Genomic DNA, 24,143 nt, shown 5'->3' with positions numbered 1-24,143 from the left:
GAGGGGTAGGAGTGCAGTCGTTTCTCGAACCGGAGTCACCGGGTCTGGTGCGCTGGTGGCCACTGGCGGCGCTGGTGGTCGGCATCGCCACGGTGTTCTCGGTGTTCACCGGTTACCCGGCGGCACCCGCGCCTGCGGCCTCCTCGGCACATCCCACTCTGCAGAGCCGGGTGCTGCAGTCGGTGACCTCGTTGCAGGGCAAGCTGCACCGGTTGCCGAACGACTCCACCGGCTGGGCCCAGCTCGGCTCCTCCTACGTCGAGCTGGCCCGGATCACGGTCGATCCGGCGTACTACGCCAAGGCGCAGGGTGCCCTGGATCGGTCACTGCAACTCAAGCCGCAGGACAACGCCCTGGCGCTGCTCGGAATGGGCGCACTGGCCAACTCCCGGCACGACTTCGGGGCGGCCAGGGACTGGGGAATCCGGGCGCTGGCCGTCGCGCCGACGTCCGCCGAGGTCCACGGTGTGCTCGCGGACGCCTACACCCAGCTGGGCGACGACCAGGCAGCGACCGACGCCGTGCAGAAGATGCTCGACCTCAAGCCGAATGTCGCTTCCTTCACGCGCGCCTCCTACTACTTCGAGACGCACGGGCGCATCGACGAGGCCCGGATGGCGCTGGAGCGCGCGTTGCAGGCGGCCGGCGCACCGGACGAGATCGCGTTCTGCCGGTACTACCTGGGAGAGCTGGCGTTCAACGCCGGCCGGCTCGACGAGGCCGACAGCCAGTACAGCCGGGGACTGGAGCTCGTCCAAGACCAGACTTTGCTGCAGGGCAAGGCCAAAGTGGCCGCCGCCCGCGGCGACATCGACCGCGCGCTGGACGGCTATCGCACGCTGGTCACCCGCGCCCCGCTGCCGCAGTACATCCAGGAGTACGGCGAGCTGCTGGACGCCGCGGGCAGACCCGCCGAAGCCGCGGCACAGTACGAGATCCTGGCCCAGCAGCACAAGCTGATGGCGGCTCAGGGCGCCACCGACGACCTGAGCACGGCCCTGATGCTGGCCGATCACGGCGACAAGGCCGAAGCCCTGAGCCGGGCGGAGGCCGAATGGGGACGGCGGCAGAACGTGCTCGTCGCCGACGCGATGGCATGGGCGTTGCACGTCAACGGCCGTGACGCGGAAGCGTTGCCCTACATGGACAAAGCTGCCGCGTTCGGCTGGGACAACGCGCTGTTCGCCTACCACCGCGGCATGATCCACTCTTCGCTCGGTCAGCTCGCCGAGGCCGAGAAGTACCTGTCCCGAGCGCTGGAGATCAACCCGAACTTCTCCGTGCTGCACGCCCCGCTGGCCAAAAAGCGGCTCGCCGAACTGAGGGTCGTCCGATGAGACTGCTCGCCAAGGCCGGTCTGGTCGCGCTGGTCGCCGTGCCCGCCATGTTCTTCGTGACCGGGCACGCCGACGCGCACCCGCTCGGCAACTTCAGCGTCAACCACTACAATGGCCTGCAGGTGCATCCCGACCGGGTCGACCTGAAGTCTGTTGTGGACTTGGCGGAGATCCCGACCATGCAGGAGAAGTCGCTGGACGCCGCCCGGGAGTGCGGATCGCTCGCGGCCTCGGTCAAGTCCAGTGTGGACGACAAGGCGCTGGCCTTCGCAGTGCGCACGTCGCATGTGGAGCATCCCAAGGGGCAGGCCGATCTGGCGACGACCCGGCTGACGTGCGAGCTGTCCGCGCCCGCCGAGATCAAGGGCCCGGTGACGCTGTCGTTCACCGACACGTTCCGGCCAGACCGGATCGGCTGGCGGGAGATCACCGCTGTCGGCAGCGGAGTCGCACTGGATTCGCCGGTGCCGTCCCGTAGCGTCAGCGACGAGCTGCGCAAATACCCGGAAGACCTGCTGGCCAATCCGATGGATGTGCGGACCGTCAGCCTGAAAGCGCAGCCAGGGCAAGGAGGTACGGTCACGGCACCCGCCCAGTCCGTGGGCGAGGCCGGGATGCTGGATCGGGCTTCGATGGCATTGGCCGACTTCGTGGGCCGCCGCGAGCTGACTCCACTCATCGGATTGCTGGCCATCCTGTTGTCGTTGATCCTGGGCGCCTCGCACGCGGCGTTGCCAGGACACGGCAAAACCGTGATCGCTGCCTACCTGGTGGGCAGGCGGGGGACACCGCGAGACGCCATTGTGGTCGGCGCGACGGTGACGTTGACGCACACCGCCGGGGTTCTGGTCCTGGGGTTGCTGTTGAGCGTGTCGAGCGTGCTGGCGGGCGAGAGCGTGCTGCGGTGGCTCGGCATCGCGAGCGGATTGCTGATCGCCGGGATCGGTGTGGTCCTGCTGCGGTCCGCGGCCCGCAAGCGTGATCCTTTGCTTGTCGGGCACGGCCACGGACATGGCCATGGGCACGGTCGTGACCACGGACATGGGCATGGCCATGGTCACGGGCACGGACATGGGCACGGCCCGAGGTTCGGGCGGGGGAGCCTGATCGGGATGGGTGTGGCCGGTGGCCTTGTGCCCAGTCCGTCCGCGCTTGTCGTGCTGCTCGGTGCGATCGCGTTGGGACGCACCTGGTTCGGTGTGTTGCTCGTGCTGGCCTATGGCCTGGGTATGGCCGCGATGCTGACCGCGGCCGGGCTGCTGCTGGTGAAGTTCTCCGACAAGCTGGAGAACTTCTCGTCCGACCGGCTGAAGCTCCGGATGCGCCGTGTCATCGCCGCCGCACCAGTGCTTACGGCGGGGATGGTCATGGTGGTGGGCATGGGATTGACTGTCCGGGCGGTGCTGGGCTGATTCACCAGGTGACGGGCAGGCTCGCCACGCCGTAGATCCCGCGGCCGGTGTTCAGAGGGACATCCTCCGGCGCGATGGCGAGCTTCAGCCCGGGGAGCCCGGAGATCAGCGCGGCGAAGCCTGCGCGCATCTCGATCCTGGCCAGCTGCTGGCCGAGGCACTGGTGCACGCCGTGGCCGAAAGCCAGATGACCCGAGGTGGACCGGGTGATGTCCAGCTCGGCGGGATTGCCGAACCTGGTCTCGTCGCGATTGACGGCGGGCAACGAGACCAGCACAGTCTCACCGGCTTTGATCAGCTGGCCGCCGAGCTCGACATCCTCGAGCGCGGCCCGGTTCACCTCGTACTGCACGATGCTGAGGTACCGCAACAGTTCCTCGACGGCGCCGTCGATCAGGCCCGGGTCGGCGCGCAGCCTCGCGAGCTGCTCAGGGTGCTGCAGAAGCGCGAAAGTCCCCAGCCCCAGCATGTTCGCGGTGGTCTCGTGGCCGGCGAACAGCAGCATGGCCGAGATTCCGGTGAGTTCGACGTCGGTCAGTTCGCTGGTTTCGATCAGTCCGCTGATCAGGTCGTCGCCGGGGGTGGCACGTTTGCGGCCGACCAGTGCGGCGAGGTAGCCGAAGAGGGCTTCACCCGCGGTGTCCCGCTGGTCGAAGCTGTTGGCCGGGTCCACCATGTTCGCGGAGTTCCGCTCGAAGAACTCGTGATCCTGATAGGGAACGCCGATCAGCTCGCAGATCACGCGGGACGGCAATGGCAGTGCGAACTGTGTGACCAGGTCCGCGCCCGGCTGCAGGGCGTCGAGGAGTTCCGCCGCGATCTCCGCGATCCTTGGGGTGAGGGCCTGCATCCGGCGGACGGTGAACTGACCGGTCAGCAGTTTGCGGTAGGCCGTGTGCTCCGGCGGGTCCATGAACGCGAACGCTCCCGGTGCGGTCGGCTGCGTCTCGGGGCGGATCGGGGACTTGACGCGATCGCCCTGGGCGCTGAACCGGGGATCTGTCAGGACTTTGCGGGCTTCGGCGTGCGTGGTCACGATCCAGCCCGGTGATCCGTCGGCGAACCGTAAGCGGCTCACCGGTGGGCGGCTGGTGATCTCCGCGGGCGGCGTGAAGGGACAGGTGCGGCCGATCGGAAGTGCATCAGTCATGCGTACATCGTATATCGAGTAGTGCACTAGGTTCTGTGGATGCCGCACTAGTGCGCTTGTGCTAACGATGTCCTAATGCAGGACCGCGAGAAGATCACGCTCACTGGTGCGCAGGAGACCATGCTGGCCACGCTTTACGGCCGTGCGCTGGATTCCCGGCTGCCTGGGTCTGTTCTGAACGACCGCGCGGCTGACGAGGCGGTTGCCCGGATCGACTACGACTTCCGCAAAACCCGCGTCCAGGGTACGACAGCGATCGGGATTGCCATCCGTGCCAAGCAACTCGACATCTGGACGCAGCAGTTCCTGGGCGCGAACCCCTCCGCGACCGTGCTGCATCTGGCCTGTGGTCTGGACACCCGCGCTCAGCGGCTCGCCCCGGGGAAGTCTGTCCGGTGGATCGACCTCGACATGCCGGACGTGATCGCGTTGCGGTCCCGGCTGCTGTCGGAGCCCGAGGGCGACTATCGGATGGTCGCCGCTTCGGTCACCAGCGACGAGTGGCTCTCCGAGGTGCCGGCTGACCGGCCGACGGTCGCAGTGTTCGAAGGGCTGGCGATGTATCTGCATGAGCAGGACGGCAAACGGCTGATCCAACGGATCTGCCAGCGCTTTCCCAGTGGGCAGCTGCTGTTCGACGTCTACGGCAGTCTCGGGATCAAGCTGCAGAAGCTCGTGCCTGCCGTCCGCAACGCAGGTGCGACCCTGCATTGGGGCGTCGACGACCCGCGCTCGCTCGAGTCTCTGCATGACGGTCTGACCTGCCTCGACGCGTTGCGCAGCGTCGACCTGCCCTATCTTGACCGGCTCCCGCGGTCCGGCCGGATCAGCATGCGGATGGTGTCCCACATCCCTGCTCTGCGCGACGCCGGCCGGCTCCTGCGGTACCTGTTCTGAGCCCGGTTCGCCACCCGGATGGAGCAACTTTCGGAGATGGCCGGGACGTTTCCGCAGGTCGAACATGTGTTCGAATTTTCGTGTCCAAAACTGTCGTACCCCCGATGTAGCTTCGGGGTATGAACAGAACCGATCGGCAGTTCGCCCTGGTGGAGGAGTTGCAAGCGGCTGCGCCGCAACCGCGTGCGGCACGGTGGCTGGCAGATCGTCTCAACGTCTCGATCCGCACGATCGAGCGTGACCTGGCCGCGTTGCAGCGGTCAGGTCTCCCGGTGTACGGAGACCGGGGCAGACGTGGGGGCTACGTACTGGACAAGGAGCGGACCCTGCCGCTTCTGAACATGACTCCTGATGAGGCAGTGGCCATCTCGGTGGCGTTGCGCGAGTTGCGGGGTGCGCCGTTCGAGGCGGCGGCGCGTACCGTGTTGGACAAGCTGACCTCGATGATGGCCGAGCAGGACGTCGTCACGGCCGAGAAACTGGTCGACCGGGTCCGCCCGGTCACCGCCGCCGGCCCGCGATCGGCCGTGCCCAAGCAGGTGCAGCGGGCCCTGGACACCGGGCGCGTACTGCGTCTGCACTACCGGGATCGCTATGAGCACGAAACGTGGCGGACCGTGGAGCCGATGGGGCTCTTACACGGCCCGCGCGGCTGGTACCTGCTCGCCTGGTGCCGGCTGCGGGACGCACCCCGCGGTTTTCTGCTGGACCGGGTCTCAGGCCTAGAGGTGGGGGAGGAAGTCAAGGTCGACCGTCGAGTCGACCGCGACCCATCGGGGGCCGGCGCCCCCGCCCTGCGCAAAGCCGGCTGAGCAGAAGGCCAAGGGGACGGTCCCGCGGTATTTCGCGGGACCGTCCCCTTTCCCTGTCCAGGCCCGTTGTCCTGCGGATGGGTGAAGCGATCGGTCTTATCGCCCCGGCCGCCCCAGCAACCGGCAGGTCCGCACTCATAGCCGCCCAAAAGGGCGGTGTTGATCAGGTGTGCGCGCGAGAACCTGAAGGCCGAGCCAAGCCGAGGTAGAAGGAGCAATTCATGGCGGCGACTTACGGCGCCCCAGGCGTCTACATCGAGGAGCGTCCCAGCGGGTCGGTACCTGTTCAGGGTGTGGGCACCTCCGTCGCGGCGTTCGTGGGGTTCACCGCGACCTACAACGCAAGCGCGGGCGACTCGACCGACCCCGATGGTGTGAAACCCCAGCTGGTCACCAGCTGGCCGCAGTACGAGCGGATCTACGGCGGGTTCGCGCCCGGCATCCTGCTCCCGCACGCGGTGAAGGGCTTCTTCGAGAACGGCGGCGGCATCGCCTACATCGTCCGGATCCCCAGCGGCAAGGGGCAGGCCAAGGCGCTGCGCGCGCTGCCGGCGTCCGGCAAGCAGGAGATCGAGACCCTGAGCGTCGAGGCGCTCGACCCGGCGTCCTCCTACGAGGTCGTCATCGAGAACACCCCGCCCGCCGAGGGCGAGCAGCCCGGCCAGGAGTTCACTCTCAAGATCGTCGACAACGGCCAGGTCCGTGAGGAGTTCCCCAACGTCCACCTGGGACGCGGCCCCAAGAGCGTCGAGAAGACCGTGAACGAGCGGTCCAAGCTGGTGCGCGTCGAGGTCAAGAACGCGCAGGGCCTGTCGGTCGCCGAGCGCGCGCCGGCCCCCGGCAAGTACGCCATCCAGGCGACCGCGCCGGTCACCAAGTCCGTCTCGCCGGTCGAGTTCGAGGGCAGCGAGGTCACCCGGACCGGTTACGAAGGCCTGGCCATCGCCGAGGACGTCACCATGGTGGCCATCCCCGACCTGGTCACCGTCGCCACCCGCGAGGACGGCACCTTCGACACCGAGGGCTACCTGGCCGCCCAGGCCAAGCTGGTCGACTGGTGCGAGCGCAGCCACACCAAGATGGCCATCCTCGACTCCCCGCCCGGGCTCAACGCCCAGCAGGCGCTCGAGTGGCGGTCCGCGCTGGGCAAGGACAGCGCGTTCGGTGTCGCGTACTACCCCCACATCGTCGTGCAGAACCCGCTCGCGCGGCCGGGTGCGACCAACGGCGACAAGTTCCTCAAGGTCCCGCCGTCCGGTCACATCGCCGGTGTGTGGGCCCGTACCGACTCCAGCCGCGGCGTGTGGAAGGCCCCGGCCAACGAGGTCATCCGCGGCATCGCCCGGCTGGAGACCGACGTCACCACCGGCGAGCAGGATCTGCTCAACCCGCAGCAGGTCAACTGCATCCGTTCGTTCGGCGCCAACGGCATCCGGATCTGGGGCGCGCGCACGCTGGCCGCCACCGACCAGAGCTGGCGCTACATCAACGTGCGGCGGCTGTTCAACTTCATCGAGGAGAGCATCCGCCAGGGCACGCAGTGGGTCGTGTTCGAGCCCAACGACGCCAACCTCTGGGCGCGCGTGCGGCGCACGATCACCTCGTTCCTGCGCGGTCTGTGGATGCAGGGAGCCCTGGTCGGCAACACGCCGGAGCAGGCCTTCTACGTGCTCTGCGACGAGACCAACAACCCAGCGTCCTCTGTGGACGAAGGCAAGCTGATCATCGACATCGGAATCGCGCCGGTCAAGCCGGCCGAGTTCGTGATCTTCCGGCTCAGCCAGTGGCAGGGCGGCGCGGAAACCTCCGAGTGAGCGGCGATTTAAGGAGTAGGGACAGATAAATGGCCGGTACCGTAACCGTAACCAGCGGCTTCATGCTCGAGATCGACAAGGTCCAGATCGCCAGCTTCAAATCGGTGAGCGGGCTGAAGAACGAGATCGAGGCGATCGAGTACAAGAGCTCGACCGCCCAGGGAAAGCTGGAGATCAAGTACCACCCGGGCGCCAGCAAGTGGGGCGACGTCACCCTTGAGCGCAACTACGACGGCACCAGCAACCTCTATGACTGGTTCTACAACCTGACGCAGAACTTCAACCCGGACACCGACAAGGTCACCGGCGCGATCTACGCCAACGACAAGAACAACACCGAGACCATGCGGTGGGAGTTCGAAGGCGCGTGGCCGTCGTCCTACGAGGGCCCGGAGCTGAGTGTCGACAAGAACGAAGTCGCCACCGAGAAAGTCACCATCAAGATCGAGGGCCTGAAGAAGGTCAAGTGACATGGGTCTGAACACTGAGTACCCGTTCACGTTGCCGAAGGGGTTCGTCGACGACGAGGGCACGTTGCACCGCCAAGGCGTGATGCGGCTGGCCACGGCCCGCGACGAGATCGAACCCCTGCGCGACAACCGGGTGAAGGACAACGAGGCGTACGCGACGGTGATCGTGCTCGCGAGGGTGGTCACCGAGCTGGGCACAGTCCGGGTGAACACGGCCACCATCGAGAAGATGTTCGCCAGCGACTACCGCTACCTCCAGGACTTCTACCGGGTGATCAACTTCGGTGACCCCTCGATTCTCGAATCGATGGAGCCGGGCAGCCCTTTCCCGGAGGAGGCGGCGACAGTGGGCTGACACGCTATGCCGCCCAGACGCTGTGGCGCGAGATCACGTACCTGGCCTATCACCTGCACTGGGGGTTGGACCAGCTGCTGGATCTCGAGCACGGCGACCGGATCGTGCTCCTTGAGGAAGTCGGCAGTCTGAACAAACGTTTCTGGCAGGGGATCGATGGCGACTAATTCTTCACCAACCAAGAACCCGGTTCCGCCGTTCACCGCCAGGTTCGTGTTCACCGTCGACGGTCTGACCATCGGCTCGTTCACCGAGGTGACCGGGCTGACGGTGCAGATGGACACCGAGGAGCTCGTGGAGGGCGGCAACAACCAGTTCACCCACAAGCTGCCCAAGCAGCTCAAGTGGCCCAACCTGGTGCTCAAGCGCGGGATCACCGACTCGGACGTGCTGTTCGAGTGGTTCGCGCGCTGCTCCGGGGAGGGCCTGGAGGCTGAGGGCGACAAGCTGGACCGGCGCAACGGGTCGGTCCAGCTGTATGACAACAACGGCAAGGTCGTGCGCCGGTGGAACTTCACGGACGCGTATCCGGTGAAGTGGACCGGGCCGAAACTGGCCGCCTCCTCCAAGGATCTTGCCACCGAGGAGCTGGAGGTGTGTCACTGTGGCTTCAAACCCAGCAAGTAACCGCAAGCCGGCCTCCAGTGGCAAGTCAGGCAGTGGCAGATTGCGCAGCCTGATCCCGTTTTTCCGCAGGCGGCCGCGGCCGGCGACGGTCCCACCGCAGGTGACGACCTCGTCGTTGGCTGTGCGGCCGCCGTGGTGGCGTGGGGTTGTGCAACGCATGACCGGTGGGCTCTGGCCGGGGTCCCGTACCGGCCAGGACAGCCCCAGCTCGCCGAGTTCCAGCGAGGCAACAGGTTCGCCGCGCCGTCCGCTCGTCGTCCGCCGGCGTCCGTTGGGGGACAAGGCTTCTTCTTTGGTGCAAGTGCGCCGTGAGGTCAAGCGCGTCCCGCTGACAGCTCCGCGCGTGCACGACACCGCGATGACCACCACGAATGCTGCCAAGAAGACCGCTGTGTCAGGTGCTTTCAGTGAGCCTGGAGGGCTCGGTGGGCTGACGCTCCCGCCGACGCCGCCCCTGACCATGGCGCCTCCACCTGGGGCGCCTTCCGCTGCCGGCCAAGGACCCGCGCCCCTGGGTGAGTCACCGCGGGGCGAGTCCGCGCCCGGTCAACTGGTGCCAAATCCTTCTGTGTCAACCGCTTCCGCGAAAGGCATCGCGGAATCCGCCGACGCCGCGCCGCTCGCGAAACAGCCGCACCATGTGATTGTGCAACGGGAAGCCGCCAGGCTCGCGCTCGCGACGCCGCCTTCCCGGTCGCTGGCGCACCCGCCGAAGCACACGAGCCCGCAGCCTCAGTCAGGCGTGCGCACAAGCCAGGTGCGAGTGCAGCGATCCGAATCGGCGGTGGCAGCGCGTTCGCTTTCACAGGGTCACACGCACGAGGATTCGCCAAGCATTTCGCATTCACACGCTTCTCATTCGTCTGCTTCTCACTCACACGGTTCGCACGGGCATGACGAGAACCAGACGCTGGCAGCAGAACAACGCTGGCGCGAGGTTGTGTCACAGGTTCCGCTTGAGACTCCGCTGCCGTTCCCGAAGCACATGCAGCCACTGGTGGCTCAGCTGACCGGAAAAGCCCACGGCGCGAGGTATACGACCGGTTCGGCCACGCGCCGCGCGCTAAGAGAGGTCGGCGCACTGGGCGCGACCACCGGCTCGGTGGTGCACCTCGCACAGCAGCCCAGCATGGCTCCGTCTTCGATGGGAGTGCTGGCACACGAACTCACGCACGCCCGCGCACCGGTGTCCCGGCCGCGGTTCATGCTCCACAACCACACCGGCGCAATGGATTCCGACGAGCGGCAGGCCCGTTCGGTCGGCTCGATGTTCGAAGGCGCTTCACTCAGCCCGGCTTCAGCCATGCCGGCCGCTGCGCCCGTGCGGGTGCAGCGTTTTGGGCTTCCCAGCGCTTCCGGTCTGGTGGGCGGGCTGCGCGACCAGGCCAGTGGCGCCTTGGGCGGGCTGCGCGACCAGGCGACCGGTGCCGTTGGTTCGCTGGGCAACCAGGCGGCTGGAGCTGTCGGCGGCTTGCGCGACCGGGCCACGTCGGCGATCGGCGACGGCGCGAGTGCGGTGACCAATCAGGTCAGCAGTGCGGCGAGTGGCCTGAGCGACCGCTTTACCTCCGCGGCAAGCGATTTCGGCAGCCGGATGGCCAACGAGGCGAGCACGGTCACCGCGGGCATCGTGGACAACCTGCCTGTCGGTGGTGGCGCGAACGGCGTCGTGGGCGCGGTGTCGCAAATGGCCCAGACAGTTGTGGAGAACGCGGTCCGTGAGGCCACACAGACCGCCACGGCACAGGCCAGCCAGGCGGTCGGCGAGGTCAGCCAAGCCGCTCAGAACATGGCGAGCAACCTGCAGAGCATGGCCACCGATGGCGTGAGCGGTCTGGCCGGTCAGGCCAACCAGATGGTCAGCGGCGCCATGGGCCAGGCCACCGGCGCGCTGCAAGGCCTGGGAGACCAGGCAATGGGTGCGCTCGGCGACGCTCAGAGCGCCGTCACCAGCGGCCTGGGCAGCCTGGGCGGTATGGCGAACCAGGCGATGGGCGCGGTGGGCAACGCGCTTGGTCCTGGCGCCAGCCAGGCGATGTCCGGTCTTGACCTCGACCGGCTGGCCGAGGCATTGGAAGAACGACTGCTCCGCCAGCTCGAACGCCGCGGCGGGCGCTACGCGGGGGTGTTCTAGATGGCGACCAAGGCATACCTGAAGACCGAGTCGGGCGACCAGATCGACTGCATGTTCAACCCGGCCGAGCTGACCATCAGCAAGTCCAACAGCTGGCAGGGCGGCGAGGCCAAGGGCAAGAACGCGCCAGAGCTGCGGTTCCAGTCCGGCCAGTCGGCCACGCTGACGCTGTCGCTGACGTTCGACACCACCCGTGAGGGCAAGGCGGTCACCGAGTACACCGACAAGCTGCTCAACCTGATGAAGGTGGACACCGCGCTGGCGGGTGCCGACCCGAGCCGCAACAAGGCCCGTCCGCCGTGGGTGGAGTTCCACTGGGGCGGCACGAAGTCGTTCAAGGCGATCGTGGAACGCGTGCAGATCAAGTACACCTACTTCGCCAGTTCCGGAAAACCGTTGCGGGCCAAGGCGGACATCTCGCTCAAGCAGTGGAAGGACGAGGGCGAGCTGCCGCTGCAGAACCCGACGTCGTCCACGCCGACGCTGCACACTGTGCACCAGTTGCGTTCGGGCGAGACGCTGGACCGGATCGCCGCGACGCACTACGGCGATTCCACCCGCTGGCGCCAGATCGCCGAGGCCAACGGCATCCTGGACCCGTTGCGGCTGCCCAAGGGCAAGCAGCTGGCGATCCCGGAGCAAGGCACCCGCCGCCGGGACGGCGGCTATGCCTGAGCAGCGGCGCCATGACGGCGTCATCCTCAAAGTGGACGGCTCGCCGTTGCGCACCGAGCTTTACGGGCGCCTGATGCTCGTACACGTGGAGGAGTCCGTGCAGCTGCCGGACTCCTTCGCGCTGCATTTCGACGACCCGCATTTCGACCTGTTCGACGAGGACAAGTTCCGGCCGGGCACCAAGATCGAGATCGCGTTCCGGGCCGAGGGCGAGCCGGTGGTGGTGACCTCGGGCGAGGTCACCGCGGTGTCGGTGGAGCCGGGTGCGTCCGGCCGGCACGAACTGGTGGTGACCGGGCTGGACCTGACCCACCGGATGGCCCGCGGCGGGAAGTCCCGGGCGTTCACCAACATGACCGACGCGGACATCGCGCGGCGGATCGCCGGTGAGTACGGCCTTGAGCTCGACATCGACGCCACCTCCGAGGTGCGGCAGCACTCGTTGCAGCACGGCGAGACCGACTACGCGTTCCTGCGCCGGATGGCCAGCTCGATCGGGTACGACTTCTGGATCACCGAGAACAAGTTCCACTTCAAGCAGAAGCCCAAGGGCCGGGGCCAGTCGCCCAAGCTGACGTGGGGCGAGAACCTGCGCAGCTTCAAGGTCCGGTTCACCTCCGCGGACAACTGCGACGAGGTCGTGGTCACCGCGTGGGACCCGATGAACAAGAAGACGATCACCGGCCGGGCCAGCACCCCTGACCACGGCACCGACGCGCCGGCCGCGGCCCAGATGGCCAAGGCCGCCAAGAGCGCGTTCGGCAAGGTCACCCGGACGGCCGGGCAGTTCCCGGCGGCCAGCCAGTCCGAAGCGGACGCCCGCGCGCAGTCGTTGATGGCCAAGGCATCCGGCGGCGGCGTGATCATGCGCGGTGAGGCCGTGGGCAATCCGTGGATCGGCGCGGGCAACGACGTGACGATGGACAAGGTCGGCAGGCGCCTGGCCGGTAAGTACCGGGTGACCGCGGTCGAGCACGTCTACGGCGCGGACCGCCCGTACGTCACCCGATTCACCTGCGGCGCCAAGGAAGCCAACGGTCTCGTGGACTTCCTCGGTGGCGGCGGGACGGCCAACCGGCAGGAGAACCGCGGCTGGGGCAGCCTGGTCGTCGGCGTGGTGACCAACAACGACGACAAGGAAAGCCAGGCCCGCGTCAAGGTCAAGTTCCCGACCCTGTCGGAGGACGAGAGCGCCTGGGCACGGGTGGCCACGATCGGCGCGGGCGCCAGCCGCGGCATCGAGTGGCTGCCCGAGGTCGGTGACGAGGTGCTCGTCGGGTTCGAGAACGACGACAAGGCCAGGCCGATCGTGCTCGGCGGGCTGTGGGGCCGCAAGGACCAGCCGCCGGAGCCGAAGCCGACCCAGGACGGCAAGGTCAAGGACCGGATCATGGCCAGCCGCAAGAATCACCGGATCGTGCTCACCGACGATCCGAAGAGCAAGATCACGATCAAACTCGGCGACGCGGAGTGCGAGCTGACGCTGGAGAAGGACGAGTCGAAACTGGGCGGCGAGAAGAAGCTGGTGATCTCGGCCGAGCAGATCGAGATCAAGGCCACCCAGAAGCTGACCATGGAAGCACAGACCGTGGACATCAAGGCCAAGGCCGGCCTCACGGCCACCGGCAAGCCGATCAAGCTCAATTAGGGGAGTAGGAAGCGATGAGCGAGCCACGCAACGGCGACCTGATCGGCTCGGGGTGGGCGTTTCCCGGCCAGATCACGCCGGGTGGCAGCGTGCGCCTGGTCGAGGGCGGGGAGGAGATCGACGCCGCGCTGCGGATGATCCTCACCACCGCGCCGGGCGAACGGGTGATGCGGCCGGACTTCGGCTGTTCCATGTGGGAGCAGGTGTTCGCGCCGGTGAACGCGAACACCCTTGGCCTGATCGAGCAAAGCGTGAAGGAGGCGGTGACCCGGTGGGAGCCCCGGGTGGAGCTGACCACCGTGGTGGCGGCGCCGGAAGGTGACGGCTCGGTGATCGCGATCGAGATCGCCTACCGCGTCAAGGCCACCAACGACCACCGCAACCTTGTCTACCCGTTCTACGTCATCCCCCAGGAGGAACCGGCGCCATGAGTTTGCCCGCGCCCAATCTCGACGACCGCCGGTTCCAGGACATCGTCGACGAGGCCAAACGGCGGATCGCCCGGCACTGTCCCGAGTGGACCGACCATAACGTGTCCGACCCCGGCGTCGCGCTGATCGAGCTGTTCGCCTGGATGACCGAGATGATCCTCTACCGGCTCAACCAGGTGCCCGACCGGCTGTACGTGAAGTTCCTCGAGCTGGTCGGGATCGAGCTGGCCTCGGCGTCGCCCGCCCGCACCGACATCCTCTTCACCCTGGCCGCGCCGCCCGAGCAGTCGATCAGGGTGCCCGCTGGCACCCAGGTCGGCACCGAGCGCGGGCACGGCGAGGACCAGATCGTGTTCATGACCGACATCGATCTGATGCTCGTGCGCCCGAAGCTGACCGCGCTGCTGACCAGGACCGACGGCCGGTTCGAGAACCGCACCGAGGAACTGGGCCTGGAGGGCACCGAGATCCCGGTGTTCCCGTCGCTGCACATCGACGACGCGATGTACCTGGGGTTCGAGGAAAGCCTTGAGGGCAACCTGATCCGGGTCGACATCGAGGTCAGCGGCGCGGCCGGTCGCGGTATCGACCCGCGTAACCCGCCGCGCGTGTGGCAGAGCTGGAACGGCCGGGACTGGACTGATGCCAAGGTCCTGACCGACACCAGTGACGGCTTCAACACCACCGGCGAGGTCACGATCCTGCTCAAGGGCAGGCACGACCAGCTGGCGATCGGCCCGGTACGGGCGCACTGGGTGCGGGCCAAGCTGATCGACCCGGCCATCGAAGGTCAGACGTACGACACGCCACCGTTGCTCACCTCGGTCGAGGTGATCGGTCTCGGCGGTGCTGTGGCCGCGCACCACGCCGAGCCCGCGCCGCGCGAGCTGATCGGAACGAGCACAGGCGAAGCCGGTCAGGTGCACGAAGTCCGTCGGGCTCCGGTGCTGCCGAGGCGTGGTGGCGAGCGGGTGGAGGTCGTGCCTGTCCGCCGCGAGCCTGGTGTGGACGAGGATCCCGTGCCGTGGACCGAGGTCGCGGACTTCACCGACGCGACGGACGACGACCACGTCTACACGTGGAACGGTGCGACCGGCGAGATCCGGTTCGGGCCGCGCGTGGTCAACCGGGATGGCCGGATTCGCCAGTACGGCGCGGTTCCCGAGGAGGAGTCGCAGATCTGGGTCACCGGCTACCGGTACGGCGGCGGCCGTCGCGGCAATGTCGGCGCCGGAAAGCTCACCGTGCCGTTGAGTGCCATCCAGTCGGTCGATTCCGTGCGCAACCTCGAGCCCGCGACCGGCGGCGTCGATGCGGAAACCGTTGAGAACGCGAAGGTTCGCGGCCCGCTGTACCTGCGTGGCGGCCACCGTGCGGTGACCGGCAAGGACTTCGAGCGCCTCACGCTGGCGGCCGCGCCCGGTGCGGCCCGCTCGCGATGCCTGCCTCCGCTGAAGGCGGGTGAACCTGTCCGGCTGCTGGTCGTGCCACGCGTGGACATCGCCCCGGAGGCGTTGAAACTGCAGGATCTGGCGTTGAAGCCGAACCTCGTCCAGCAGATCCAGAGCTACCTCGACGGCCGCAGGCTGCTGACCACCCAGGTCCGCATCGATTCCCCGTCGTATCAAGGGATCACGGTCGTCGCGGAGGTGCACGCGGCCCCGACCGTACGCCCGGAGAAGGTCCGCGAGGATGCCGAGCGGGCGCTGTACGCCTTCGTCAACCCTGTCACCGGCGGCCCGGACGGCCGCGGCTGGCCGTTCGACACAGACCTGTCGATCGGTGACATCTTCTCGGTGCTGCGTGGCGTCGCGGGCGTGTCCCGGGCGGAGACCGTGCACATGTTCCTTGCCGATCTGCGCGGTCAGCGGCAGCCTGAAGAGGTCGGGCAACGTGTCCGGCTGGCCAAGGAGGAGCTTTTCATGTCGGTGTCACACAGGGTGGTGGTCCGGCAGTGAGCGTCAATGGACATGCTGGTTGGCTGCTGGAGCAGCTGCCCGCGGGGATGCGCCGGGACCGGGTCATCGCCGGGTTCGTGCGTGCCTTCGAGGAGATCGGCGACTCGGTCCGCGAACAGGTCACCGACATCGAGTACGAGCTCGACGTCAACCTGGCCTCGCCGGACATGCTGGCCTACATGGCGTCCTGGATCGGGGTGGACGTCGACGCGGCCATGCTCGGCTCCGAGGACCCGGAAGTACGCGACGCGCAGCGCCGGCTGATCCGTGCGGTCGGCCAGGCGCTCGTCTGGCGTGGCACCAGCCGCGGGCTGGAGATGCTGCTGGAGGCGCTCACCGACAGCCGGGTCGACGTCATCGACTCGGGCGGCATCTTCGGGCCGTCCGACACCGTGCCCCAACCGTCCCATGTGGTCACAGTCGAGCTGGACCACACCGGTCTGCTGACCAAACAGCAGGTGATGACCTTCCTGGCCGAGGAACTCCCGATCGGTGTCCGAGTCGATCTGGTTGTGCGATCCGAGCGTCAGGAGCGGAGATGAACTGCCCCGAGTGCGGTCGTGCGGTGCCGCCACAGGGAACAAAACTGTGCCCGCACTGCGGCTACCCATTGCTGCTGGACAAGCCCGCCCACGTGGAGGTCCAGCCTCAGAAGGTCACGCACAAGCCCACTGCTGAGGGTGGGAGTGTGAATTACACGGGTGCGATGCCCGCGGCGCCGCCTCCGCCGCCGCGGGGGAATATGTATGCGCCGCCGCAGCCTCAGTATCAGCAGCGTCCGGTGCAGCAGGTGATGCGGGGGCCTGAGCCTGCGCGTGTGTTGGGTCCGCATTGTCCGCAGTGTCGTCAGGTGAATCCGCCGCATCGTAAGCGTTGTGAGATTTGTGGTTGTGAGTTGTGGCCTGGTGCGGCGTTTCCGCCTCGGTGGATGCCGGAGCCGCCCGCGGTGGCTTCTGGTCCGAAGCGTAGGAGTGATTGGTGGAAGACGGCTTTGCTGATCGGTCTGCCGTTGCTGGCGATGGGGACAGTCTGGGCCCTGGCCTACTTCCTCTGACGCGGACATGAAAAACGGCCCCTGGTCAGGGGCCGTTTTCCATGTCCGTTGTCACCCGACTGTGGTGAAGCCGATCTTTTTGAGCATGGTGATGCTCTTGGTGTTCTCGGGCACGGTGCGGCTGTGGCCGAAGATGATGGTCTTGATCGGGCTTCCGCCTTTGGGGACCTCGAAGGGGATTGTGGCCTCCTCGCCGATCGCCCGGGCTGAGCCTTCGAACGACTGGGACTTGCCGTCGGCGAAGAAGAACGTCGCTGTGTACTTGACGTCCGGCAGGCCGGTGTACACGACGTTGGCCACCGTCAGCGCTTTGGGGAAGTCCAGCCGCAGCGGCACGGCATTGCACCGGTTGACCTGGGTGCGCAGGGAACTGGCCAGGTAGATGCCCGCGCCGGACACCGGGTTGGTCTGGGTGAAGCCTGGGCTGGAGATACGCAGTGCCTGACCGGCTGCGTCGCGGCAGTCGAAGGTGGCCTGCTGGATGTCGGTGTTCACGATGACACCGGCCTTGCTCCAGACGGTCTTTCCATCGACGAACGAGTCGACTGGCAGGGGGCGGCCGTCGGCGTCGAACTGGAAGTCGATGAAGTTCTGCGTCGCCGGGCCCTGGGCCGGTTTGACCGGGGCGCTGGGGTTCTGCGCCTGCGACGGCTGCTGCTGGCCCTGGGATGGCTGCTGGCCTTGAGACGGTTGCTGGCCCTGGGATGGTTGCTGGCCCTGGGATGGCTGCTGACCGCCGTTGTTGCCGCCGTTGTTGCCCCCGTTCGGGTCCTGCTGTTTCTCCTGTTGCTCGTTGCCTGCCTTGTTGGGGTCGGCGATGACCTGGGGTGGCTGGGGTTTGAGGTCCTGCAACAGTTTCGCGCCGCCGTACGTCATGCCGCCGAGCACTGCCAGGCCTGCCGCGATCGCCGCGAACTTGGTCCAGCCGCCACGGATCTTCGGCCGTTGCACGAACGCGACCGGTTTCTCCACAACGGTTTCGCCCGCGTGCGCCTTGAGCGTCGCGGTGCGGCGTTTCTCCTGGCCAGTCCACGGCTGGTCGGAGTGCACGTCGACCTGCGCGCCGGCCACTGTGCCCGGCTCCAGCCGCAATTCCTTGGGCGCGATCTTGAAGCCCACCCGGTTCTCCGGGTCTGAGCCCGAGAGCGTCACCGCCATCGGCATGTTGCCCTCGTTGGCCAGGTTCACCACGAAACTGCCGGTCTTGCCGCCGTTGGCGACCTCCGGCTGCACGTTCATGGTCAGCGCGGGCGCCGGCTGGACGTCCAGCGGCAGCTCCTCACAGCGCGAGACCTCCTGGCTGTAGGGCGATTTCACCACCACACCGAGGGTGTACGGCCCCGCCACCAGCCCGCCGCGTTCCGGCACGCTGATCGTCATCCGCAGCGTGCCGACCTCTTTCGGGCGCAGCTTCACCACATCGGGTTCGGCCGTCCACAGATCGTTGCTGGGCAGCCCGACGATCGACGCGGCGAAGTGTTCGACGACCTGGCTCGCGTTCTGGACGGTCACCTCGATGTCGGCGGTCTCCGCCGGCCGCAGAGCGATCCGCTCCGGGCTGACGGTCACTTTCATCGCGATAGCCATTGGTCATCATCCTTCAATCCGCGGGCCGAACCAGTAACGCTGTCATCTTCCGCGTCCCCGTTGAGGTTTACGCACAAAGGACGAGGACACAACGGGTCCGGTTGCACTCGGCCGCAGATATGCACCGAAGTCCTCATGTCCTGCCCATTCGGGCGGCCGGCGTATCCATCAGCCCGGCGCCCGGAACGTCGGCGTCGGCGTGGGTGTCGGTGTTGGTGAAAAGGCCTGGAAGGTCGCGGTGATGGTCTTGGACTTCTCCGCCCTGGTGGTGCAGCTCGGCACGGTGTCGTCGCCGCAGGTCTCCGCCGGTGCCCACCTCACGAACCGGGAACCGGGCTTGGGAGTCGCGCGGATGTCGAAGTTCTGTCCCGGATCGACCTGCATAGTGCAGGTGGGCGGGCACGTCCGGCCGTTCATGGTGGCCGTGCCGTTCCCGGTCACCTTCATGGTGATGATCACCGGGGTGGTGAAGTCGTAGAAGTCGGCGGTCACCGCCTTGTCCTTGTCCATTGTCACGTCGCAGTCGTCGGTGCCCGTGCACACACCCGCCCAGCCCTCGAACCTGTGGTTGGCCGCCGGCTGCGCGGTGAGAGTGACGTGCGTGCCTGGTTCGAAGTTCGCGGCACAGGTCGGCGGGCAGTTGATGAGGCCGTGCGCGCCGGTGACCGTGCCGCCTGGCTTCGCGGTGACAGTCAGTCGTGGCTTGGGCTTGTCGGTGACCGTGATGGCGATCGATGCGGTTTTCCGCTGACCCGCGACAGTCGCGTCGACGGTGACGTGGAAGACCTGAGCGTGCTGCCAGCGGTGCGAAACGGTCACACCGCGGCCGGTCTGGTTGTCTCCGAATGTCCACTCTGGACTATCCGGCGTACCGGCGCTCGCCCGGACCTGCAGGGTGAGGTCCTCGCCGACCAGGACGGTCGACTTGGCGGGCACGATCCGGAGCGTCGCCGCGGGCGGAGTCGCGGGACCGCCCGGCGTCTGCGGCTGTGTGGGCTGAGTGGACGTGGAAGGCTGGCCGGACTGCTGTGGGGTTTGAGACTGCTGTGAGGATTGGGATGCCTGTTGCTGGGTAGGTGTGCTGTTCAGGCCTTTGCCCGGGTCGGCGGGATCGTATTTGGCGATGTTCTGGATTGACCCGTCCAGGTGCACCACGCCGGCTCGCTGCGTGCCGGGGTCGTTGAAGAACACCATGCCGTCGCGGGTCAGCAGCTGGAACGGTCCTGGCGGCGTCAGCACCTGCGGGCGCGCGGAGACGTTGCCGGTGATCAGGTCGACGATCCAGACCCGGCCGCTGGTGTGGTCGGGCACGAACAGTTTGCTGCCCGCCTCGACCGCGGCACCGAGCTTGTTGCCCGGCTCCAACGGGATCGCCTGGTCACATCTGCCCGCCGCGACATCGCAGATGGTCAGAACGCCACGCTCGGCGACGATGTACGCGCGGTCGTTGTGCGGCGAACCGCTGACCTGGATGACGTCCTCGGCACGCAGATCCAGATCGAAGGCGGCCTGCGCGGTACCCTGCTCCGGATCGATCAGCAACGCCTGGCGAGCAGCCGTGTTGACGATCAACGGCTTGTCATTGGCGAGCGTGAGAACGCTGCTTCCCGGCTGGGTCACTTTCCGTTCGATCGAACGGCTGTCGCCCTGAATACGGGTCAGGTCGCCGGATGCGTTGTCCACGAGCCACAACCGCCCAGCGGAGTCCAGCGCCGCTGTGCCGTCGCCCAGTTGCGCGGCAAGCGTTTGAGCTTCGCCGCGCCTTGCTCCGGTTCGGGGGTCGGCGTTCGCGTACATTCCGCGCCGGATGTCCAAGGCGTACAACGTGTCCGGCCCGGCGAACGCTGTCAGGCCGAAGTCCGCGCCAGGCAGCGGGGCCTCAGGCGCGGTGACCGTGAACGTGGCGCCGTCGATACGCCGGATCGTGCCCGCGGTCTTGTCCACCACGTAGGCGTCCGATCCGGATTGGACGGACTGCAGGGTGTTCCCGGCGGGTGCGACCTGGATCTGGGCCGCGAGCTCGGCGGACGATCCGTCGAGCAGGGACAGCTGGCCCACTCGATCCGAGGCAAGCCATGCCATGCCCGACAACAGCCGGATATCGGTAGCCGGGTGACCACTGTCCGATCCGAACACCGCCGCGCCGCCGACAACCACGGCACAGCTGAGTGCGACCAGGCCGGTACGGACTGAGGGCTGGTGTAAGAACCCGAAACCCATCCGTTCACCCCCTGGTCAACCTATCCATGGCGCGTCGGCGCCGGCGCTCGTCGCGCCAGCGGGCGAACAGGGGACGCGGGTCGAGCCAGGCTCTTACAGTCAACAATGGACTGCGCGCCTTGCGCAACTCCCGGCGTAACTGGCTTTCCAGCGCCCACGCCTCGGTGACGGTGTTATCGTCCGGCTCGGCCGGATTGAACACAGCCGCGGTCACGATCGGAGCGAGCATGGCGAGTGACCCGGTACCCGCCTCGCCGATCCTTTCCCTTGCCTGTGCGCTGACTTCGCTTGCGGTCGCGGCGGCGGTGACCGGCACACCGTGTTCGATCAGCCGGTCGGTCACCTGCTGCCACGCGCCGATGATCCGGGCGGCCCGGCTGCCGGTCCGGCGCATCCGGCGGCGCCGGAACTTCTCGACCGCCACCGCGATCGGGATGACCACGACGATCGCGCCCAGTCCGATCAGGACGATCAGCGCCCAGTCGAACAGGGTCAGCTCGCCCGTGGCCAGCTTGGGCAGGCTCGGGTCCTCGGCGGGCTCGGACGCGGTGGAGTTCTCCTGCGGCTTGTTGTTCTCCGCCGGCGTCTCGGCCGGGTCCTTGCGGGGCACGTTCGCCGGGCGCCGGGCCGGGTCGGTCGGCTCGAACGAGACCCAGCCGTATCCGGCCAGGTTCACCTCGGCCCACGCGTGCGCGTCGCCGGACTTGACCTGGTAGGTGTCGCCGTTGCGCCGGTCCTTGTTGAGCAGGTAGCCGACCGCGACCCGGGCCGGGAACCCTTGTGTCCTGGCCAGAACCGCGAACGCCGAGGCGAACTGCTCGGCGTAGCCGACCTGTTCGTTCAGGTTCGCCCCGAACAGCCGGCTCAACGCGTCGTACGAGTGCCCAGGCCGCGTGTTCAGGTTGTACGGGAACGACTGCATGTACTTCTGGATCGCCAGCAGCTTGGCATACGGCTCGGACACCTTGCCCGCGAGCTCGGCTCCTTTGGCGCGTAACACTTCCGGCAGCGGAGGATCCTGCGGCAGCCTGGTGTACCGGTCGCTGCTGGAGGCCAGCGGCACGCTCTTGTCCAGCCCGGCCTGCCGGCCGACCTCGGTGACCATGTCGTAGCGCCAGCCGGCCGGTGACCGGTCGGTGGCCAGCATGCCGGAGTCCTTGCTGAACCCGGCCCGGGGCGCACCGTCGATCGACACCGGCGCGCCGAGTTCCGGCAGATACTGCCCCGGCATCCCGCTGATCTCGACCCGCATGGTGATCCGGCGCGGGTCGACCAGCGTCTCGTCGGCCGGCAGCGTGCGGCCGGCGAGCAGGAACTGGTCCGAGGAACTCCACATCGCGCCGTCGAACTGGTCCAGCGCCGCGGTCCGGATCCGGTCGATGCCGTTGGTGTCACCGGTCAGCCTGACCGTGAACATGTCGTTGTCCGGTTTGCGCAGCTGGGCTTTCAGCATGGACAACGGGTTGATCTGATCGTCGATGTCCAGTGGCGGCGGTATGACGGTACGCAGGTCGAACCGTTGGTCACCGTCGGCGAGCGGCACGAACTGCATCCCGGCCAGTCCCGCGCCCGCCGCGACGATCACCACCGGCAGGCCGAAGAGGAACCGGCCCCACGCGGCACGTGTGTTGATCGTGCGCGCCATCGGGTCGGACGCGCCCGCCCGGATCAGCGTCAGCAGTAACACGACCGCGAGCAGGACGCCGACGATGACCATGCCGCCGACCGAGCGCGGCGCCACGATCGGCAGCGAGATCATGAACGCGATGACCGGTGGCAGAATCGGCGCGAGCAGTGATTTCGTCCGCAGCACAAGGGTTGCCGACACGACCGCGGCGATCCAGCACACCAGCGCCGGGGTCAGCTCCAGCTCGCCGGTGGGGTCGGCGGGCAGGTTGACCGAGAGCATCTTCGTCCAGCCGGATATCAGGCCGGAACCCAACGACTTCACTGTTGTCCACGTGGGGATGCCACGGCTGAGCGTGCCGCGGAACACCGCGAAGATCGCGAGGACCAGGAATCCAAGCACCGAAACGCCGACCGTCACGAGCAACGACCAGCGCCGGATGGCTGCGAACGCACCGATGGCGACGCCGACCGCGGCCGCGGTGAGCGTCGAGATCAGGAAAGCCAGGCCGCTGAAGTAACGCAGGTACTGCAGGCTGGTCACGCCGATCGCAACGCCTGCAAGCACGAGTTGCGCGTACGCCGGCATGCTCATCCGCATACGTGGGCGTCTGGACGACTGCTGCTGCAGATGCTGTCTGTTGCGCCGGTTCTTTCTGGCCATCTGGGGCGTCGGGCCTGCGCGCAGCGCCGTCTGGGTCTGGCTGACCGTCTGCGTGACGTTCCCGCCGGCACTGGCCGGACCGGCGGGCGGGGACTGGGGGCGGATCGCCGCGTTGTTGTTGAGACTCACGTGCGTACCAGCTTGTTCCAGGCGTCGGCGAACTCCTCGGCGCTGCGCACGGTCAGCGACACCACGCCGTTCAGCGGTGTGGGCGGCGCGTTGTACTGGCTGGAGAACTGGATCAGGCTGAGCATCAGGAAGTGCCGCCGGACCGTCGGCAGGACCGACAGAATTCGCGGATCAGGCGTTCCGGTCACCACACCCAGCGCCACACTGTCGTCGATCGACACCATGCCGGGCAACGCGGCCAGCCCAGGGTCGTCACGCGTGGCTTGTGCGGCAGCAAGGAGGTCCAACGCAGGCACAGCGCCGTCGTAGGCCCGGTCGCTTGCGGCAACCGCGCCGCCGGTCGTACGCAGCTCGAGCGGGAAACCGCCGCGGATCGCGGCGATCGACAGCGAGGCCGCGGCACTGACGGCGGCCTCGAACGACTCCTCGGAGTACCCGAGGGAGTTCGTGTCCAGCACGACCATCAGTCTCGGCTGGTTGGGGACTACGTTGTGGCGCACCATCATCTGGCCGATGCGGGCGGTCGACTTCCAGTGGATCAGCCGCCAGTCGTCACCCGGGACGTACTCCCGCAGGCTGTGGAACGCGACACCGCCCTGCGGCGCGTAACTCGAAGTGGGACCGTCCATGTCCCGGGTCTGGCCGGTCGGCACAGGCTCGACGTTCAGCAGCCGCGGATGCACGTACAACGTGGAGAACGCGGAGAACACCTGCCCGACCCGCATCAGCCGCAGCGGGTCCGTGTGCCCGATCGACATCGGGCCGACCTGGAAGATCCCGCGCCGGTTGGTCGGCAGGTAGTAGGTCGTGGTGTGCTCGCCGTGCCCGGCCAGGCTCGGGATCGGCACCTGCACCTGGCGGTTGGCCATCTGCTCGGTGGCCAGGATGGGCGGGCTGCGGCGCTTGGACTCGTTGGTCAGCGTGATCACGCCCATGGCCTTCTCGCCCTCGGACACACGCTGCGGGCGGACCTCCCGCACAGCCGACAGGTCGGGTCGCAGCGTCATCCATGCCGCGGCCATCAGCAGCGCGGCCAGCCCGGCGAAGCCGAGTGCGATCAGTTCGGGATAGTCCGCCAGCCAGCCGAGGGCGAGCAGTACGACCGCGGCGACGGCCACTGCCACTCCGGACTTGGTAGGCATC

The 24,143-nt window shown here is 67.4% G+C and carries 20 protein-coding genes; 15 read left to right on the top strand and 5 right to left on the bottom strand.

Annotation, left to right across the window (positions count from 1 at the left end; all coding sequences use genetic code 11):
• Positions 1-11 precede the first annotated feature (11 nt).
• Together JOF56_RS60565 and JOF56_RS50745 are read left to right on the top strand one after the other, a co-directional pair.
• Entirely contained in the window at positions 12-1,337 is a 1,326-nt protein-coding gene (locus tag JOF56_RS60565; RefSeq protein WP_209646615.1) for a tetratricopeptide repeat protein, read from the top strand.
• Positions 1,334-2,749, top strand: coding sequence for a nickel/cobalt transporter (locus tag JOF56_RS50745; RefSeq protein ID WP_245378757.1), 1,416 nt, complete (start codon positions 1,334-1,336; stop codon positions 2,747-2,749). The genes JOF56_RS60565 and JOF56_RS50745 overlap by 4 nt, the downstream gene beginning before the upstream one ends.
• 1 nt (position 2,750) lies before the next feature.
• Here the strand turns inward: JOF56_RS50745 and JOF56_RS50740 are convergent, their stop codons facing one another.
• Positions 2,751-3,899 carry a cytochrome P450 gene (locus JOF56_RS50740; RefSeq protein ID WP_209646614.1) on the bottom strand — a complete coding sequence of 383 codons (1,149 nt, stop codon included), beginning with the start codon at positions 3,897-3,899 and terminating at the stop codon, positions 2,751-2,753.
• 75 nt (positions 3,900-3,974) lie between these two features.
• On the opposite strand from JOF56_RS50740, the gene JOF56_RS50735 reads away from it, so the two are divergent.
• The 13 genes from JOF56_RS50735 (at position 3,975) to JOF56_RS50680 (ending at position 16,262) form a co-directional block, all read left to right on the top strand.
• Positions 3,975-4,796: a class I SAM-dependent methyltransferase gene (locus tag JOF56_RS50735; RefSeq protein WP_209646613.1), complete on the top strand. Its 822-nt coding sequence runs from the start codon at positions 3,975-3,977 to the stop codon at positions 4,794-4,796.
• Between the two features lie 119 nt (positions 4,797-4,915).
• Entirely contained in the window at positions 4,916-5,608 is a 693-nt protein-coding gene (locus JOF56_RS50730; protein ID WP_209646612.1) for a helix-turn-helix transcriptional regulator, read from the top strand.
• 221 nt (positions 5,609-5,829) lie between these two features.
• Positions 5,830-7,422: a phage tail sheath family protein gene (locus JOF56_RS50725; RefSeq protein ID WP_209646611.1), complete on the top strand. Its 1,593-nt coding sequence runs from the start codon at positions 5,830-5,832 to the stop codon at positions 7,420-7,422.
• Between the two features lie 29 nt (positions 7,423-7,451).
• On the top strand, positions 7,452-7,892 hold the full coding sequence (locus JOF56_RS50720; RefSeq protein WP_209646610.1) for a phage tail protein: 441 nt from the start codon (positions 7,452-7,454) through the stop codon (positions 7,890-7,892).
• 1 nt (position 7,893) lies between these two features.
• Positions 7,894-8,247, top strand: a complete 354-nt coding sequence (locus JOF56_RS50715) for a hypothetical protein (protein ID WP_209646609.1) — start codon at positions 7,894-7,896, stop codon at positions 8,245-8,247.
• The gene (locus JOF56_RS60560) at positions 8,196-8,414 is read left to right on the top strand and encodes a DUF6760 family protein (RefSeq protein ID WP_307855838.1); all 219 of its coding nucleotides are present in this window, start codon (positions 8,196-8,198) and stop codon (positions 8,412-8,414) included. The genes JOF56_RS50715 and JOF56_RS60560 overlap by 52 nt, the downstream gene beginning before the upstream one ends.
• The gene (locus JOF56_RS50710; RefSeq protein ID WP_209646608.1) at positions 8,404-8,874 is read left to right on the top strand and encodes a phage tail protein; all 471 of its coding nucleotides are present in this window, start codon (positions 8,404-8,406) and stop codon (positions 8,872-8,874) included. Before JOF56_RS60560 ends, JOF56_RS50710 begins: the two co-directional genes overlap by 11 nt.
• A 997-nt stretch (positions 8,875-9,871) precedes the next feature.
• Positions 9,872-11,008: an eCIS core domain-containing protein gene (locus JOF56_RS50705; RefSeq protein ID WP_209646607.1), complete on the top strand. Its 1,137-nt coding sequence runs from the start codon at positions 9,872-9,874 to the stop codon at positions 11,006-11,008.
• Positions 11,009-11,683 (top strand): CIS tube protein, encoded by a 675-nt coding sequence (locus JOF56_RS50700; protein ID WP_209646606.1) that lies wholly within the window; start codon positions 11,009-11,011, stop codon positions 11,681-11,683.
• A complete protein-coding gene (locus JOF56_RS50695) occupies positions 11,676-13,331 on the top strand; it encodes a VgrG-related protein (RefSeq protein WP_209646605.1) in 1,656 nt (551 codons plus the stop codon). Before JOF56_RS50700 ends, JOF56_RS50695 begins: the two co-directional genes overlap by 8 nt.
• 14 nt (positions 13,332-13,345) lie before the next feature.
• Positions 13,346-13,762 carry a GPW/gp25 family protein gene (locus JOF56_RS50690; protein WP_209646604.1) on the top strand — a complete coding sequence of 139 codons (417 nt, stop codon included), beginning with the start codon at positions 13,346-13,348 and terminating at the stop codon, positions 13,760-13,762.
• On the top strand, positions 13,759-15,720 hold the full coding sequence (locus tag JOF56_RS50685) for a putative baseplate assembly protein (protein ID WP_209646603.1): 1,962 nt from the start codon (positions 13,759-13,761) through the stop codon (positions 15,718-15,720). Before JOF56_RS50690 ends, JOF56_RS50685 begins: the two co-directional genes overlap by 4 nt.
• On the top strand, positions 15,717-16,262 hold the full coding sequence (locus JOF56_RS50680) for a hypothetical protein (RefSeq protein WP_307855646.1): 546 nt from the start codon (positions 15,717-15,719) through the stop codon (positions 16,260-16,262). The genes JOF56_RS50685 and JOF56_RS50680 overlap by 4 nt, the downstream gene beginning before the upstream one ends.
• Before the next feature lie 563 nt (positions 16,263-16,825).
• Here the strand turns inward: JOF56_RS50680 and JOF56_RS50675 are convergent.
• The 4 genes from JOF56_RS50675 to JOF56_RS50660 form a co-directional block, all read right to left on the bottom strand.
• A complete protein-coding gene (locus JOF56_RS50675) occupies positions 16,826-18,361 on the bottom strand; it encodes a COG1470 family protein (RefSeq protein WP_209646602.1) in 1,536 nt (511 codons plus the stop codon).
• Positions 18,362-18,529: 168 nt separating this feature from the next.
• Positions 18,530-20,581 (bottom strand): InlB B-repeat-containing protein, encoded by a 2,052-nt coding sequence (locus JOF56_RS50670; RefSeq protein WP_209646601.1) that lies wholly within the window; start codon positions 20,579-20,581, stop codon positions 18,530-18,532.
• 4 nt (positions 20,582-20,585) lie between these two features.
• On the bottom strand, positions 20,586-23,000 hold the full coding sequence (locus JOF56_RS50665; protein ID WP_209646600.1) for a transglutaminase TgpA family protein: 2,415 nt from the start codon (positions 22,998-23,000) through the stop codon (positions 20,586-20,588).
• A complete protein-coding gene (locus JOF56_RS50660; protein ID WP_209646599.1) occupies positions 22,997-24,142 on the bottom strand; it encodes a DUF58 domain-containing protein in 1,146 nt (381 codons plus the stop codon). Before JOF56_RS50660 ends, JOF56_RS50665 begins: the two co-directional genes overlap by 4 nt.
• Position 24,143 lies beyond the last annotated feature (1 nt).

Source organism: Kibdelosporangium banguiense (assembly GCF_017876405.1).
Classification (GTDB): Bacteria; Actinomycetota; Actinomycetes; order Mycobacteriales; family Pseudonocardiaceae; genus Kibdelosporangium; species Kibdelosporangium banguiense.
Note: the sequence above shows the minus strand (reverse complement) of the source record. Positions and strands in the feature narration are given on the sequence as shown.

Excerpts from the sequence above, each read along its gene's own strand:
- JOF56_RS50745 (WP_245378757.1), top strand. The coding sequence starts at position 1,334 with ATGAGACTGCTCGCCAAGGCCGGTCTGGTCGCGCTGGTCGCCGTGCCC.
- JOF56_RS50740 (WP_209646614.1), bottom strand. The coding sequence starts at position 3,899 with ATGACTGATGCACTTCCGATCGGCCGCACCTGTCCCTTCACGCCGCCC.
- JOF56_RS50735 (WP_209646613.1), top strand. The coding sequence starts at position 3,975 with ATGCAGGACCGCGAGAAGATCACGCTCACTGGTGCGCAGGAGACCATG.
- JOF56_RS50730 (WP_209646612.1), top strand. The coding sequence starts at position 4,916 with ATGAACAGAACCGATCGGCAGTTCGCCCTGGTGGAGGAGTTGCAAGCG.
- JOF56_RS50725 (WP_209646611.1), top strand. The coding sequence starts at position 5,830 with ATGGCGGCGACTTACGGCGCCCCAGGCGTCTACATCGAGGAGCGTCCC.
- JOF56_RS50720 (WP_209646610.1), top strand. The coding sequence starts at position 7,452 with ATGGCCGGTACCGTAACCGTAACCAGCGGCTTCATGCTCGAGATCGAC.
- JOF56_RS50715 (WP_209646609.1), top strand. The coding sequence starts at position 7,894 with ATGGGTCTGAACACTGAGTACCCGTTCACGTTGCCGAAGGGGTTCGTC.
- JOF56_RS50710 (WP_209646608.1), top strand. The coding sequence starts at position 8,404 with ATGGCGACTAATTCTTCACCAACCAAGAACCCGGTTCCGCCGTTCACC.
- JOF56_RS50700 (WP_209646606.1), top strand. The coding sequence starts at position 11,009 with ATGGCGACCAAGGCATACCTGAAGACCGAGTCGGGCGACCAGATCGAC.
- JOF56_RS50695 (WP_209646605.1), top strand. The coding sequence starts at position 11,676 with ATGCCTGAGCAGCGGCGCCATGACGGCGTCATCCTCAAAGTGGACGGC.
- JOF56_RS50690 (WP_209646604.1), top strand. The coding sequence starts at position 13,346 with ATGAGCGAGCCACGCAACGGCGACCTGATCGGCTCGGGGTGGGCGTTT.
- JOF56_RS50685 (WP_209646603.1), top strand. The coding sequence starts at position 13,759 with ATGAGTTTGCCCGCGCCCAATCTCGACGACCGCCGGTTCCAGGACATC.
- JOF56_RS50675 (WP_209646602.1), bottom strand. The coding sequence starts at position 18,361 with ATGGCTATCGCGATGAAAGTGACCGTCAGCCCGGAGCGGATCGCTCTG.
- JOF56_RS50670 (WP_209646601.1), bottom strand. The coding sequence starts at position 20,581 with ATGGGTTTCGGGTTCTTACACCAGCCCTCAGTCCGTACCGGCCTGGTC.
- JOF56_RS50660 (WP_209646599.1), bottom strand. The coding sequence starts at position 24,142 with ATGCCTACCAAGTCCGGAGTGGCAGTGGCCGTCGCCGCGGTCGTACTG.